The organism is Guyparkeria sp., from assembly GCF_046540515.1.
Taxonomy (GTDB): Bacteria; Pseudomonadota; Gammaproteobacteria; order Halothiobacillales; family Halothiobacillaceae; genus Guyparkeria.
Genome location: NZ_JBKHFB010000014.1, coordinates 1 through 13214, shown reverse-complemented (window position 1 = coordinate 13214; position 13214 = coordinate 1). Strand labels below are relative to the sequence as shown.

12 protein-coding genes and 1 other RNA gene are annotated in these 13214 nt (G+C 67.7%); 10 read left to right on the top strand and 3 right to left on the bottom strand.

Translation table 11 applies throughout. The annotated features are described in order from the left end of the window. Positions 1-4: 4 nt before the first annotated feature. The 8 genes from hisG to ACLFRM_RS03140 all read left to right on the top strand — a co-directional run bounded on the left by hisG (position 5) and on the right by ACLFRM_RS03140 (position 6730). Complete coding sequence (gene hisG, locus ACLFRM_RS03175) at positions 5-646, top strand: ATP phosphoribosyltransferase (protein ID WP_410754263.1); 642 nt, start codon at positions 5-7, stop codon at positions 644-646. After that, the gene (gene hisD / locus ACLFRM_RS03170; protein WP_410754262.1) at positions 646-1947 is read left to right on the top strand and encodes a histidinol dehydrogenase; all 1302 of its coding nucleotides are present in this window, start codon (positions 646-648) and stop codon (positions 1945-1947) included. Before hisG ends, hisD begins: the two co-directional genes overlap by 1 nt. A 3-nt stretch (positions 1948-1950) precedes the next feature. Then, complete coding sequence (hisC, locus tag ACLFRM_RS03165; protein WP_410754261.1) at positions 1951-3039, top strand: histidinol-phosphate transaminase; 1089 nt, start codon at positions 1951-1953, stop codon at positions 3037-3039. Between the two features lie 99 nt (positions 3040-3138). Next, positions 3139-3235: signal recognition particle sRNA small type (ffs, locus tag ACLFRM_RS03160), an RNA gene on the top strand. A gap of 26 nt (positions 3236-3261) precedes the next feature. Then, on the top strand, positions 3262-5136 hold the full coding sequence (gene dnaX, locus ACLFRM_RS03155; RefSeq protein ID WP_410754260.1) for a DNA polymerase III subunit gamma/tau: 1875 nt from the start codon (positions 3262-3264) through the stop codon (positions 5134-5136). Between the two features lie 20 nt (positions 5137-5156). Continuing rightward, on the top strand, positions 5157-5480 hold the full coding sequence (locus ACLFRM_RS03150; RefSeq protein WP_410754259.1) for a YbaB/EbfC family nucleoid-associated protein: 324 nt from the start codon (positions 5157-5159) through the stop codon (positions 5478-5480). Between the two features lie 69 nt (positions 5481-5549). Beyond that, entirely contained in the window at positions 5550-6152 is a 603-nt protein-coding gene (gene recR / locus ACLFRM_RS03145; protein ID WP_410754258.1) for a recombination mediator RecR, read from the top strand. Between the two features lie 71 nt (positions 6153-6223). Continuing rightward, positions 6224-6730, top strand: coding sequence for a hypothetical protein (locus tag ACLFRM_RS03140; RefSeq protein ID WP_410754257.1), 507 nt, complete (start codon positions 6224-6226; stop codon positions 6728-6730). A 267-nt stretch (positions 6731-6997) separates the two neighbouring features. Here ACLFRM_RS03140 and ACLFRM_RS03135 read toward each other — a convergent pair whose 3' ends face one another. Both ACLFRM_RS03135 and ACLFRM_RS03130 read right to left on the bottom strand, forming a co-directional pair. After that, positions 6998-8083, bottom strand: coding sequence for a GGDEF domain-containing protein (locus ACLFRM_RS03135; RefSeq protein ID WP_410754256.1), 1086 nt, complete (start codon positions 8081-8083; stop codon positions 6998-7000). Positions 8084-8170: 87 nt separating this feature from the next. After that, on the bottom strand, positions 8171-8542 hold the full coding sequence (locus ACLFRM_RS03130) for a PilZ domain-containing protein (protein WP_410754255.1): 372 nt from the start codon (positions 8540-8542) through the stop codon (positions 8171-8173). A 122-nt stretch (positions 8543-8664) separates the two neighbouring features. On the opposite strand from ACLFRM_RS03130, the gene ACLFRM_RS03125 reads away from it, so the two are divergent. Both ACLFRM_RS03125 and mnmC read left to right on the top strand, forming a co-directional pair. Then, positions 8665-9069, top strand: a complete 405-nt coding sequence (locus ACLFRM_RS03125) for a secondary thiamine-phosphate synthase enzyme YjbQ (RefSeq protein ID WP_410754254.1) — start codon at positions 8665-8667, stop codon at positions 9067-9069. After that, a complete protein-coding gene (gene mnmC / locus ACLFRM_RS03120) occupies positions 9066-11027 on the top strand; it encodes an FAD-dependent 5-carboxymethylaminomethyl-2-thiouridine(34) oxidoreductase MnmC (protein ID WP_410754253.1) in 1962 nt (653 codons plus the stop codon). Before ACLFRM_RS03125 ends, mnmC begins: the two co-directional genes overlap by 4 nt. 6 nt (positions 11028-11033) lie before the next feature. Here the strand turns inward: mnmC and ACLFRM_RS03115 are convergent. After that, positions 11034-13214, bottom strand: a 2181-nt coding sequence (locus tag ACLFRM_RS03115; RefSeq protein WP_410754252.1) for a valine--tRNA ligase, incomplete at its 5' end; no start/stop codon positions are given.

Here is a 13214-nt window from a genome sequence, read left to right as displayed (position 1 = left end):
CGCCATGTCCCAATCCGACCAGATCGTCGTCGCGCTCTCCAAGGGGCGCATCTTCAAGGAAACCCTGCCGCTGCTGGCCTCCGTGGGCATCGAGCCGCTCGAGGACCCGGACACGAGCCGCAAGCTGATCCTCGAGACCAGCGATCCGAGCGTGCGCCTGCTGATCCTGCGCGCCTCGGACGTGCCCACCTACGTCCAGCATGGCGCCGCCGATATCGGCGTGGCCGGCAAGGACGTGCTGATGGAGCACGGCGGCGAGGGCCTGTTCGAGCTGGTCGATCTCCGGATCGCCCAGTGCAAGCTGATGGTCGCCGGCAAGCCGGGCGCACTCGACCGGGCCGGTCGGATTCGCGTGGCGACCAAGTACACCCGCTCGGCGGAATCGTATTTCGCCGACCGCGGCCGGCAGATCGAACTGATCAAGCTGTACGGCTCGATGGAGCTCGCCCCGCTGGTCGATCTCGGCGACTGCATCGTCGACGTGGTCGATACCGGCAACACCCTGCGCGCCAACGGGCTCGAGCCGCTCGAGCACATCGCCGAGATCTCCTCGCGGCTGATCGTCAACCGCGCGGCGCAGAAGCTCAAGCACGCCCGGGTGAGCGATTTCGTCGAGCGAGTGGAGCAGTACCTGGAGGGCAAGTGATGATCCGTCGCATGAACGCCCGCGCCGCGGGTTTCGATCGCCAGCTCGACGAGCTGCTGGACTGGTCCGGCGTGGCCGACGATCGCGTCGAGACCATCGTGCGTGACATCCTCGCCGACGTGCGCAGGCGCGGTGACGCGGCGGTGGTGGAGCACACGCGCCGGCTTGACCGCCTGGACGTGGCCTCGGCCGACGAGCTGGAACTGTCGGCCGATCGGCTCGATGCCGCGCTCGCGGCGATCTCCGGCGAGGTGCGCGAGGCACTCGAGCTGGCCGCCGAGAGGCTGCGCGCCTACGCCGAGCGGCAGAAGGGCGAGAGCTGGAGCTACACCGAGGCCAACGGCAACGTGCTGGGCCAGCAGGTCACGCCGCTCGACCGCGTGGGACTGTACGTGCCCGGCGGCAAGGCGGCGTACCCCTCGTCGGTGCTGATGAACGCCATCCCGGCCAAGGTCGCCGGGGTCGAGCAGGTGGTCATGGTCGTGCCGACGCCCGACGGGGTGGTCAACGACACCGTGCTGGCCGCCGCCCGCATCGCCGGTGTGGACCGGGTGTTCACCGTGGGCGGGGCGCAGGCGGTCGGGGCGCTGGCCTATGGCACCGAGACGATTCCCGCGGTCGACAAGATCGTCGGCCCGGGCAACATCTTCGTCGCGGCTGCCAAGCGCGAGGTCTTCGGCCGGGTCGGCATCGACATGATCGCCGGGCCGTCGGAAATCCTGATCGTCTGCGACGGGCACACCGATCCGGACTGGATCGCGATGGATCTGTTTTCCCAGGCCGAGCACGACGAGCAGGCCCAGGCCATCCTGCTCGCCCACGACCCGGATTTCCTCGACACGGTCACCGCCTCGATCGAACGCCTGCTGCCCGAGCAGCCGCGCGCCGAGATCATCGCCAAGGCGCTGGAAACCCGCGGGGCACTGATCGAGGTGGCCGACATCGATCACGCCATCGAACTGGTCAACCGCATCGCCCCCGAACACCTCGAGCTCTCGTTCGAGGGCGCCGAGGAACGCCTGGGCGAGATCCGCAACGCTGGGGCCATCTTCGTCGGCCGCTACACCGCCGAGGCCCTGGGCGATTACTGCGCGGGTCCCAACCACGTCCTGCCGACATCCGGGACGGCGCGGTTCTCCTCGCCGCTGGGGGTCTACGACTTCCAGAAGCGCTCGAGCGTCATTCACTGCTCGGCCCAGGGCGCGGCGGAGCTGGGTCGCGTGGCCGACCGGCTCGCCCGGGCCGAGGGGCTGGAGGCCCACGCGCAATCCGCCCGTTACCGGGTCGACTCCGAGGGCTGAATCATGGCCGATGCGACGAACCGGTTCTGGTCGAACGACCTGGGCGAGCTGTCGCCCTACGTCCCGGGCGAGCAGCCCAAGATCGACGACCTGGTCAAGCTCAACACCAACGAGAACCCGTTTCCCCCGTCGCCGCGGGTGATCGAGGCGATCCGGGAGGCGGCCGACGCCGGCCTGCGGCTCTATCCGGACCCCACCAGTCTCGCGCTGCGCGAGTGCCTGGCCGAGTATCACGGCGTCACCGCCGATCAGGTGTTCGTCGGCAACGGCTCGGACGAGGTGCTGGGTTTCCTGTTCCGCGCGCTGTTCCAGCGTGGTCGGCCGGTGGTCTTCCCGGACATCACCTACTCGTTCTACCCCGTCTATTGCCGCCTGTTCGGCATCGAGCCGCGTACCGTCGCGCTGGATGACGAACTGGCCGTGGACGTCGAGGCGATGCTGGCGATCGATCCGACCAGCGTGGGCGGGGTGATCCTGCCCAATCCGAACGCCCCCACCGGGCGACTGCTGTCCATCGACCAGGTCGAGCGCCTGGTGGCGCATTTTGCCGAGTGCGCGGTGGTGATCGACGAGGCCTATGTCGATTTCGGCGGCGAGACGGCGATCGGGCTCACCGGCAGCTATCCGAACCTGCTGGTCACCCAGACCCTGTCGAAGTCGCGTTCGCTGGCCGGGTTGCGACTGGGCTTCGCCATCGGCGATACCGGGCTCATCGAGGGTTTGACGCGGGTCAAGGACAGCTTCAATTCCTACCCGGTCGATCGGCTGGCGAGCGCCGGGGCGATCGCCGCCTACGAGGACGAGGCCTATTTCGTGCAGACGCGCGACGCGATCATCCGTATGCGTGAGCGACTGACCGCGGACCTCGAGGCGCGCGGGTTCGAGGTGCTGCCGTCGGCGGCGAACTTCGTGCTGGCGCGTCACGCCCGGCATGGCGGGGCCGAGCTGGCCGACGCGTTGCGGGAGCGGCGCGTGATCGTGCGCCATTTCGTGCGCCCGAGGATCGGTGATCACCTGCGGATCACCATCGGCAGCGACGGGCAGAACGCGGCCCTGCTTGCCGCACTCGACGAGATCCTTGCCCAGGGTTGATGTGGGAGGCGGCCTGTTTTCACGTCGGCCTGCGTGTTATTCTTCGCTCGCGTTCTGGCCAGCAACAGGCCGGCCTTGACGCCACCCAATGGTGCCCTGTGTTCGTCCCTTCGCGACGGATCTCCGTGAATCCCGCCAGGCCCGGAAGGGAGCAACGGTAGCGGTCGATCCGGGCGCCGGAGACCGGCGGATGCAGGGTGCCACCCAATTGGATCCCGCGCTATGAGTTATCTGGTACTGGCACGCAAGTGGCGACCCCGGGCTTTCGACGAGATGGTCGGCCAGGGTCACGTGCTCCAGGCACTCACCAACGCGCTGGATCGTGATCGTCTCCACCACGCCTACCTGTTCACCGGCACCCGCGGCGTGGGCAAGACGACGGTCGCCCGCATCTTCGCCAAGGCGCTGAACTGCGAGCGCGGCGTCTCCAGCCGCCCCTGTGGCGAGTGTGCGGCCTGCCGCGAGATCGACTCGGGTCGCTTCGTCGACCTGATTGAGGTCGATGCCGCCTCCCGCACCAAGGTCGACGACACCCGCGAGCTGCTGGAAAACGTCGTCTACCTGCCGGTCAAGGGCCGCTTCAAGATCTACCTGATCGACGAAGTGCACATGTTCTCGCAGGCGAGCTTCAACGCCCTGTTGAAGACGCTCGAGGAGCCCCCGGAGCACGTCAAGTTCCTGCTGGCGACCACCGATCCGCACAAGCTGCCGGTAACGGTGCTTTCACGCTGCCTGCAGTTCAACCTGCGCGCGCTGCCCCAGGCACACATCCAGACCTATCTTGCCGACATCCTCGAACGCGAGGGGCTGGAGGCCGACCCGGAGGCCCTGCGGCTGGTCGGTGAGGCGGCCAACGGCTCGATGCGCGATGCGTTGAGCCTGGTCGACCAGGCGATCGGTTTCTGCGACGGCCGTCTCGAGACCGAGGTGGTCGCCGACATGCTCGGCGTCACCGACCGGCGCCTGCTTCACGGTCTGCTCGAGCGTCTCGCCGCGGGAGATGCCGAAGGTGTGTTCGCGCTGGTCGACCAGGCGTTGGAACGATCGGTGGACCCTGCGCGCCTGCTGGCCGAGCTGGCCGAGGCCGTGCACCAGTCCGCGCTGGCGCAATGGCGTCCCGACGATACCGCGACCTTGAACGTCGATGCGGCCACCCTGCAGCTCTGGTACCAGATCGCGCTGTCGGGGCGTCGTGATATCGGTTGGGCACCGTCGCCACGGGTCGGGCTGGAAATGACCCTGTTGCGCATGCTTGCCTTCGAGCCCGGTCTGTCGCCAGTTGCTCGTACGGACGATGGCGCGTCGGCCACCGAGGCCGGTCGGGCGTCGTCGGTGGTCACGTCGGAGTCCGCCAAGGCGCGGCCTGCGGCGCCAGACACCGCCACGCCGCAGCCAGCGCAGATGCCACCCACCGTCTCGGATCACCCCCCGGCCACCTACGTGGTCGAGGAGGCCGTCGACGCCCCGGTGGGCAACTCGTCGCCGGCGGACCGGCGGGCGGACGACTCGACGGCTGGTCAGAACGCGGCCGGCTCCACGGCACCGACCATGGGGCAAGGTGGCGGACGCCTGATCACCCCGGAGAACTGGTTCGAGATCGTCGGCCAGCTTTCCATGCCGGCGCGCAGCCTGGCCGAACGCTGTCACGCGACCAACGAGGATGATTCGGTGGTACTGGTGATCGACCCGGGCTTTCGCTCCATGGCTTCCAAGGCGACGCAGGAGCGACTGGTCGCGCAACTGGAACGGTTGGGCGTGAACCAGCCGGTGCGTTTCGTGGTGGGAGAGTCCTCCGCCGTGTCCGCCCCCGTCGCCCCTGCGGGCCAGACCGCGCCGGCCGGGCCGGAGGAGTCAATGGCGTCATCCGAGCGCTCAGCGCACGCCGGGCAAACCGGGCAACCGGCCCCACCGTCGTCCCCCGCGTTTGAGACGCCGGCCGAGGTGCGTGAACGCAACGAGCGGGCTGCGCGCGAGGCGCGTGTGGCATCGCTACGCGAGCATCCGGCGGCACAGGTCCTGTCCGAGCGTGCCGGGGCCGAACTGATCCAAGAATCCGTGCGCCCGCTGGGTGATCACGGTGCAATCAACGAACGTTAGCCAGCAGGAGACATCCGCAGATGAAAGGTGGAATCGGCAACCTGATGAAGCAGGCGCAGGCGATGCAGGAGAACATGCAGCGCATGCAGGAAGAAGTCGCCAAGATGGAGGTCGAGGGGCAGTCCGGTGGCGGGTTGGTCAAGGTGACCATGACCGGCAAGCACGAGGCACGCCGCGTCTCGATCGATCCGAGTCTTTTCGAAGACGACAAGGACATGCTCGAGGACCTGATCGCCGCGGCGATCAACGATGCCGCCCGGCGCATCGAACAGGAGCAGCAGGAGAAGATGTCCGGCATGACCGCCGGCATGAACCTTCCGCCGGGCTTCAAGATGCCGTTCTGAATCGGCTGCAGCTGTCCTGCCGCCCGATCCGCCCCGGGTCGGGCGTTTCTCGTTCGGGAGACGTAATTCGTGCAATTCTCGCCCAGTTTCCAGCAATTGATCGACGCCCTGCGTTGCCTGCCCACCGTGGGTCAGAAGACCGCCCAGCGCATGGCGCTGCATCTGCTCGAGCGCGACCGCTCCGGTGCGGGGCGACTGGCCGAGGCAATCGGCGAGGCGCTCGAGAAGCTGGGGCATTGCCGTTCCTGCCGGGTGTTCACCGAGGGCGAGATCTGCCCGATCTGTGCCGACGACCAGCGGGACGACAGCCTGCTGTGCGTGGTCGAGTCACCGGCCGACTGGATCGCGATCGAGTCTTCCGGTGCCTACCAGGGACGCTACTTCCTGTTGCTTGGCCGGCTTTCGCCGCTCGACGGGATCGGCCCGGACGAACTCAGGCTCGATCAACTGGCCGAGCGCCTCGATCGGCCGGGCATCGAGGAGGTGATCCTTGCCACCAGCGCCACGATCGAAGGCGAGGCGACGGCCGGCTACGTCAGCGAGCTGGCCCGTTCCCGTGGTCTACGCGTCACGCGCCTGGCCCAGGGAGTGCCCATGGGTGGCGAGCTCGAGTACATCGATGCAAGCACGCTGAGCCTGGCGCTCAAGGGTCGTCGCGAGGCCGAGTCGTGATACGCGCTGATGTAATCATAAGCGTGATGGATGTAATATAAGTTTCTCCTGATTTGCTTGGAGAAACCGCCATGTCCCGAACCCGTCCCTTTGCGGCATTCGCCGCGACGTTACTGCTCACCGCACCGTTGTTCACGACAAGTGTCGTAGCGGCTGAGGCCGCCAAGCCGGCAGCCATCGGGGCAGGCGACCCGTTTCCGAACTGGGAACTCGATGATCAGCACGGGAAGACCCACCAGCTGCCCGGTCATTCCACCGAGGCAATCCTGTTTTCGCGTTCCAAGCAGGCCGACGAGACGTTGTCGCCCGTGGTCGAGGCGGTCGTCGGTGAACAACTGATCGACGGCGAGATCGTCTACCTCTCCGACATCAGCCGGATGCCGGGGCTGATCAGCCGCCTGTTCGCGCTGCCGAGTCTGCGTGATCGGGATTACCCTGTGGTGCTGATACGCGAGGAGGGCGTATCGGAGCCGTTAGTGACGGAAACCGACTGTCTGGCCCTTTACCGCGTCGAGCGGGGCACGGTGGTTGACCGCGAGGACCTGTGCAGCGAGGAGGACGTGCGGGACGCGTTCTAGGGAATCTCTACGCGATTCGGTGCGTCACCGGCTTGCGGGTTTGCCCGCAAATCAAGACGGCGGACCGTTGGAGGGCTCATTGCCCGTCGAGGAGCGGCAACGCGGAGGGCGGGAAGACCCTCAAAGCCAACCCGGGCCGGGCAGCCAGGGGCCCATCTGTGGCGGTGCCGATCTAGTACAGGGCGATGGCCCTTCACGGCGGAAGGCGTCTTGCATCTGGACCTCGGGAGGTCCCGCAGAGATGCCACTGAATCCTGCAGATCACACCTAGATGGTGGTGTTGTTCTGCTCGTCGATCAGTGTGTCCGGGCCGGTCGCATCGGGATCGGCGGGGTTGTGGATGACCCGGTCGCGCCCCTTGCGCTTGGCGGCCAGCAGGGCGTCATCGGCGCGCTGGATGACACTGTCGACGTAATCCTGCGCGATCACGTTGGTCAGCCCGATCGAGATGGTCAGCTCGCCGAGCTCGCGCCCGCTCTCGGCCAGGCGCAACTTCGACTGCGAAATGATGTTGCGCAGTTTGTTGGCCACGGCGATGGCCCCGTCGGTGGGTGTGTCGGGCAGCACGATGGCGAATTCCTCGCCACCGTAACGCAGGACCTGGTCCTGGCCCTTGACGTGCTCCTTGAGCGTCCGAGCGATGAATCGCAGGATCTTGTCGCCCACCAGGTGCCCGTAGTTGTCATTGATGTGCTTGAAGTGATCGATATCGGCCAGCAGGAAGGCCCCCGGCTCGCTGGCCGACAAGGCGGCGGTGATCTGTTTCTGTAGCAGGTCGTTGAGGCCGCGACGGTTCGGCAGGCCGGTGAGCGGATCGGTACGCGCGTCGCGTCGGGCGGTCTCCAGCTCCTTGCGCAGCTTGGCGATCTGGTCGCCGGCGCTGTTCATCTGGTCGGAGGACTCGAGTGCGCTCTTCTCGATGTGGCGTGTGTCCTCCATGACCTCCTCGGTCAGAGCACGCAGGGCCTCGACCGACTCGCTGCGATCGATCTGGCGGACGAAGTCGCCCAGGGTCGAGGCGAAGTTCGAGAACTCGTTCCCGGTGTTGAGCATCTGCAGCATCATGTTGCGCATCACGCGCAGCATGATGTCCTGCGCGCGCGTCATCTGCTTGAGCGCGCCATTGAGCACGTGGGTGTCGAAAAGATCCTGGGCGATCTCCTGCGTCAGGCCCTTGCTGCTGTTGATCGCGTCGTCCATGTCCTTGGTCAGGCTCGCGTCGCGCTTGAGGGCGCGCTCGTAGAAGAGCGTGATGTAGACGGGGGTGGGCGGCAGGCCGAGCTCGGCGAGTTGCGAAAGGACCATGCGCATGATCTCGCTGGCCTGGCCACGGTCGTGGGTGTAATCGAACATGGTCGGTTCCGGTCGTTTGCGCCGCAAGGGCGTGTGATCGCTTTATCGTTCTGCTCCCGGCCGTTGTTTGGCCGAAGCCAAGGCGTCTCAGTCGTCCAGGAGCTCGGACAGTTCGCGTGACAGCTGGTGTTCTTCCACGCCGTTGGCCTGCAACAGCTCGCGCAGGTGGGTCAGGGCATCCAGTTCGATGCTCGACCAGGCAAGGGCGACACAGCGGCTAGGCTCACGGACGATGCGCGCGGTCAGTTCCACCAGCACGGTCTGGTCCGGGTCGGACAGGATCTGGACATCAAGCGGTCCGGCCACGCAGTCGTCACTCAGGCCGGCACCCGGTTCGAGCTCGATCAGGACGCCCTTTAACGAGACATCCAGGATCGTGCCACGCAGGGAACGTTCCGGGCAGCGGACGCGTACCGGAAGCGGAATTTCGACACGGGCGAAGCGGCGTTGCGTGATCATTCCGTTGTGATGCTCCAAGACGACAGTGGCGCTCAGTGCCGCGGTGAGTAGAGCATACGTTCTTCCCGTGACGAGCGCCACTATACCCCGGGTGCTCGCGGCGATGGGCTAGAATGCGGTGCATGCCGAACGTCATCGAAATCCGCACCCCGGGACGGGGCTTTGTCAACATCACCAGCCAGGTTCAGGCCGGGCTGTCGGGCAGTGGCCTGTGCCACCTGTTCCTGCAGCACACCAGCGCATCGCTGATCCTGACGGAGAACGTCTCGCCGGAGGTCCGAACCGACCTCGAGACGTTGATCAGCCGCGCCGCACCGGATGGTGACCCCGCCTATCGACACGACGACGAAGGCCCAGACGACATGGCAGCGCACTTTCGTACCCTGCTGGCCGGCCACGAGCTCTCCGTTCCGGTCGCCGACGGCCGGCTGATGCTCGGCACGTGGCAGGGGGTGTTCCTGTGGGAGCACCGCACCCACCCGCATCGCCGTCGCGTCGTGATCACCCAGCTGCCCGAGCGGCAATGAACGTACCGGCCAGTGGCTGGCCGCTCGAGACGGCCGTGCTGACCTGGAACGACGACGAGACTCCGCGCAGCGAGGCGTTCGGTGACGTCTACTTCTCGCGTGCCGGCGGCTTTGGCGAAAGCGAGCACGTCTTTCTGTCCGGCAACGACCTGCCTGCCCGATTCTCCGCCGGCGAGGGCACCCGCGTCCTCGAAACCGGCTTCGGTACCGGCCGGAACTTCCTGGCCACCGCCTTGCTGTTCCTCGAGCTCGCCCCGCCCGAGACGTCGCTCGACTTCGTCAGCCTGGAAAAGCATCCCGTCGCCGAACACGACCTGCCGCGCCTGGCCCAGGCCCAACGGCGGCTGGCGAACCGATGGCTCGAGGGGCATCCCCGGTTCGCCTCCGGTGCCGAGGCACGATTCCATGACCTGCAATCCGCGCTGCATGTGCAGTGGCCCGATCCCGTGCCGGGGTTTCACCGCCGGTTTCTGGCCGGGGGACGGATCCGGCTGACGATGATCTGGGGTGATGCCACCGAGCAGTTGCCGCGCATCGAGGGCCGGTTCGATGCCTTCTATCTCGACGGCTTCGCCCCCGACCGCAACCCCGAGTTGTGGCAGGAGGCGTTGATCGAGCAACTCGCGCATCGTGCCGCGCCGGGGGCGACTGCCGCGACCTATTCCGCCGCCCGCCGGGTGCGCGAGGCGTTGGCCGCGGCGGGCTTCGCCACCGAAAAGCGCCCGGGATTCGGCCGCAAGCGCGACATGCTGGTCGCGCGTCGTGCGGATGACACCGCTCCCCAGGCTGGCCATGACGACATCCCGAGTCAGGGTGCGGTGGCGGTGCTCGGGGCAGGCATGGCGGGGGCCACGGTCGCTCGGGCACTATCCCGGCGCGGTCGTGAGGTCATGGTGTTCGAGTCGGGCAGCGAGCCGGCGGGCGGTGGGTCCGGCAATCCGGCGGGGCTGGTCGCCCCGGTCATCAGTCGCGACTGGAACCGCCTGTCGCAACTGACCGCGACGGGGATGGGGTTCATGCGCGCCGAACTGGGCGCGTTGGTCGACGGGCAGACCGCGGCATTCGATGGGGTGATCAAGCTCGCCCGCAGCGAGCGCCACGCCGACCGTCAGGCCGGGATCGCCGCCGAGCTGCGGCCCGAGCCCGCGTTCGCCCGGTGGTGTCCGCCCGACGATCTTGCGGCCCTGAGCGGGGTGAGCGACATCGACTCGCCGGGCTGGTGGTTTCCGTCCGCCGGCTGGTTGCGGCCGCGGGCCGTCGTCGCCAGCTGGCTGGCGGCGCCCGGCGTCGATTCGCGCCTCGAGTCGCCGGTGACGGGCATCGAGGGGCGGGGCGGGGCGTGGTATCTGCGGACCGTGTCGGGGGAGCGTCACGGGCCGTATGCCGAGCTGGTCGTCGCCGCCGGGCCGGCCACCGGTGACCTGGTGTTGCCCCTGTCACGCTGGATCGAGCCCTGTCGCGGGCAGGTCAGCTGGGGGAATCCGGCCCGGTCTGCCGAGACTGCCGGTACGGGGACGGGCGTGCGCGGGCGTCCGCTGATGCGAGAGGGGTACTGCCTGGACCTGCCGGGCGGTGAGCGCCTGTTCGGGGCGAGCTTCCTTCCCGGCGACGAGTCGCTCGAGGTGCGGGAGGACGAGCAGGAGGAAAACCGACAGCGGCTGGTCGGGATCGCGCCTTCGCTGGCGGCGGGGCTGTCGGCCGCCTCGCTGCAGGGACGCGCCTCGTTGCGCGCGACCACCCCGGACCGCCTGCCGATCGTCGGCCGGCTTGCCGAGGGGTTGTGGGTGTCCACCGGTCACGGCGCGCGCGGGTTGACCTGGTCGGCCTTGCTGGCCGAGTTCCTCGCCTCGCGGATCGAGGGCAGCCCGTCGCCGTTGCCCCGGGAACTGGCCGAGGCCCTGCGCCCGCAGCGGTTCGACGAGCGGGCGGCGCGCAAGGCGGCGCGACAGGGCCGGTAAGCGGTCTCAGTCGGCCAGGCGGCGGATCCGTTCGCGCTGGGCGGCGAGTTCCTCGAGCTCGGCCTCGAACCCGGCCAGTCGCTCGCGCTCCTGGTCGACCACCGCCTCCGGGGCGCGCTCGACGAAATTGGCGTTGGACAACTTGCCGCGTGCCTTCTCGATCTGCTTCTCGATGCCCTCGACCGCCTTGTTGAGGCGTTCGAGTTCCGCGTCGACGTCGATCAGGCCGGCCAGCGGGATGTGGACCTGCATCTTGCCGACCAGGGCCATGGCGGTCTCCGGCAGCTCGCCCTCGATTTCCTCGACCGACTCGATCCGCGCGACGGTAGTCAGCAGCGGCTCGAGCTCGCGGATGCGGGCCCGGTCGGCCTCGTTCGCCTCGGTGACCAGCACCGGCAGCGGCTTGCCCGGCGGGATGTCCATCTCGGCGCGAATCCGGCGCACGCCGAGGATGAAGCCCTGCAGCCACTCGATTGACTGACCGGCCTCGGCGTCGATCTTCGACTCGTCGGCGACCGGGAACGGCGCGGTCATGATGCTGTCGTCGGCCGCCTGCTTGGTGCCGGCCAGCGGCGCGACGCGCTGCCAGATGGTCTCGGTGATGTAGGGGATGAACGGGTGGAGCAGGCGCAGCAGGGTCTCGAGTACCCGCACGAGGGTGCGACGGGTACCGCGCTGGGCGGCCTCGTCGCCGTGCTTGATCGCCGGCTTGGTCAGCTCCAGGTACCAGTCGCAGTAGGTGCTCCAGGTGAAGTCGTAGAGCGTTTGCGCGGCGAGATCGAAGCGATAGGTCTCCAGGTGCCGGGTGACCGTGGCCTCGCAGGCCTGCAGCTCGCCGATGATCCAGCGGTCGGCGGTGCCCAGCGTGACCGGCTCGCCACCCAGCCCCGTGTCTTCGCCCTCGCACTGCATCAGCACGAAGCGGCTGGCGTTCCAGAGCTTGTTGCAGAAGTTGCGGTAGCCCTTGACCCGCTCGAGGTCGAAGCTGATGTCGCGCCCGGTGGTCGCCTGGGCGGCGAAGGTGAAGCGCAGCGCGTCGGTGCCGTGCGCCTCTAGCCCCGCGGGAAACTCCTCGCGGGTGTGCTTCTCGATCTGTCTGGCCTTCTTCGGCTGCATCAGGCCGGTGGTGCGCTTTTCCACCAGTGACTCGAGGTCGATGCCGTCGATGATGTCGATCGGGTCGAGCACGTTGCCCTTGGACTTGGACATCTTCTGGCCGTGGGCGTCGCGCACCAGCCCGTGGACATAGACCTCGCGGAACGGCACGTCGCCGCCGAAGTACTTGCCCATCATCACCATCCGGGCGACCCAGAAGAAGATGATGTCGAAGCCCGTGACCAGCACGCTGGTGGGGTAGAAGCGTTCGAGCTCGGCGGTCTGCTCCGGCCAGCCCAGCGTGGAGAACGGCCACAGCGCCGAGGAGAACCAGGTGTCGAGCACGTCCTCGTCCTGGGTCAGCGCCACGTCGGCGGCGATGTCGTACTTCGCGCGCACCTCGGCCTCGTCGCGGCCGACGAACAGGTTGCCGTCCGCGTCGAACCACGCCGGGATACGGTGGCCCCACCACAGCTGGCGGCTGATGCACCAGTCCTGGATGTTCTCCAGCCACTGGAAGTAGGTGTTCTCCCAGTTGCCGGGCACGAAACGGATGTCGCCCGAGCGCACCGCGTCGATGGCAGGCTCGGTAATCGCCTTCTTCCCGCCCGGCGTGCCCTTGGCCGTCTCGTCGCGGGTGAGATCGACGAACCACTGGTCGGTCAGCAGCGGCTCGATCACCGTGCCGCTGCGATCGCCACGCGGGACCATCAACTTGTGTTCGTCGATCTGCACCAGCAGGCCCTCGGCCTCGAGGTCCGCCACGATCTGGCGGCGCGCCTCGTAGCGGTCGAGCCCCCGGTAGCGCTCGGGCAGGTGCGGGTCGGTGCTTGCCGCCGCCTCGCCGACGCATTCGGCCGTCTCGCGGATGGCGGCGGTTTCGGTCAGCACGTTGAGCATCGGCAGATCGTGGCGCTGGCCGATGGCGTAATCGTTGAAGTCGTGCGCCGGGGTGATCTTCACGCAGCCGGAACCGAACTCGGGGTCGACGTAGTCGTCGCCGATGATCGGGATCTGGCGCCCGACCAGCGGCAGGGTGATCGTCTGACCGATCAGGTGCCTGTAACGCTCGTCTTCCGGGTGAACGGCCAC

Bases quoted from the DNA above. Each gene is read 5' to 3' on its own strand.
- hisG (WP_410754263.1), top strand. From the start codon at position 5: ATGTCCCAATCCGACCAGATCGTCGTCGCGCTCTCCAAGGGGCGCATC.
- hisD (WP_410754262.1), top strand. From the start codon at position 646: ATGATCCGTCGCATGAACGCCCGCGCCGCGGGTTTCGATCGCCAGCTC.
- hisC (WP_410754261.1), top strand. From the start codon at position 1,951: ATGGCCGATGCGACGAACCGGTTCTGGTCGAACGACCTGGGCGAGCTG.
- dnaX (WP_410754260.1), top strand. From the start codon at position 3,262: ATGAGTTATCTGGTACTGGCACGCAAGTGGCGACCCCGGGCTTTCGAC.
- ACLFRM_RS03150 (WP_410754259.1), top strand. From the start codon at position 5,157: ATGAAAGGTGGAATCGGCAACCTGATGAAGCAGGCGCAGGCGATGCAG.
- ACLFRM_RS03140 (WP_410754257.1), top strand. From the start codon at position 6,224: ATGTCCCGAACCCGTCCCTTTGCGGCATTCGCCGCGACGTTACTGCTC.
- ACLFRM_RS03135 (WP_410754256.1), bottom strand. From the start codon at position 8,083: ATGTTCGATTACACCCACGACCGTGGCCAGGCCAGCGAGATCATGCGC.
- ACLFRM_RS03130 (WP_410754255.1), bottom strand. From the start codon at position 8,542: ATGATCACGCAACGCCGCTTCGCCCGTGTCGAAATTCCGCTTCCGGTA.
- ACLFRM_RS03125 (WP_410754254.1), top strand. From the start codon at position 8,665: ATGCCGAACGTCATCGAAATCCGCACCCCGGGACGGGGCTTTGTCAAC.
- mnmC (WP_410754253.1), top strand. From the start codon at position 9,066: ATGAACGTACCGGCCAGTGGCTGGCCGCTCGAGACGGCCGTGCTGACC.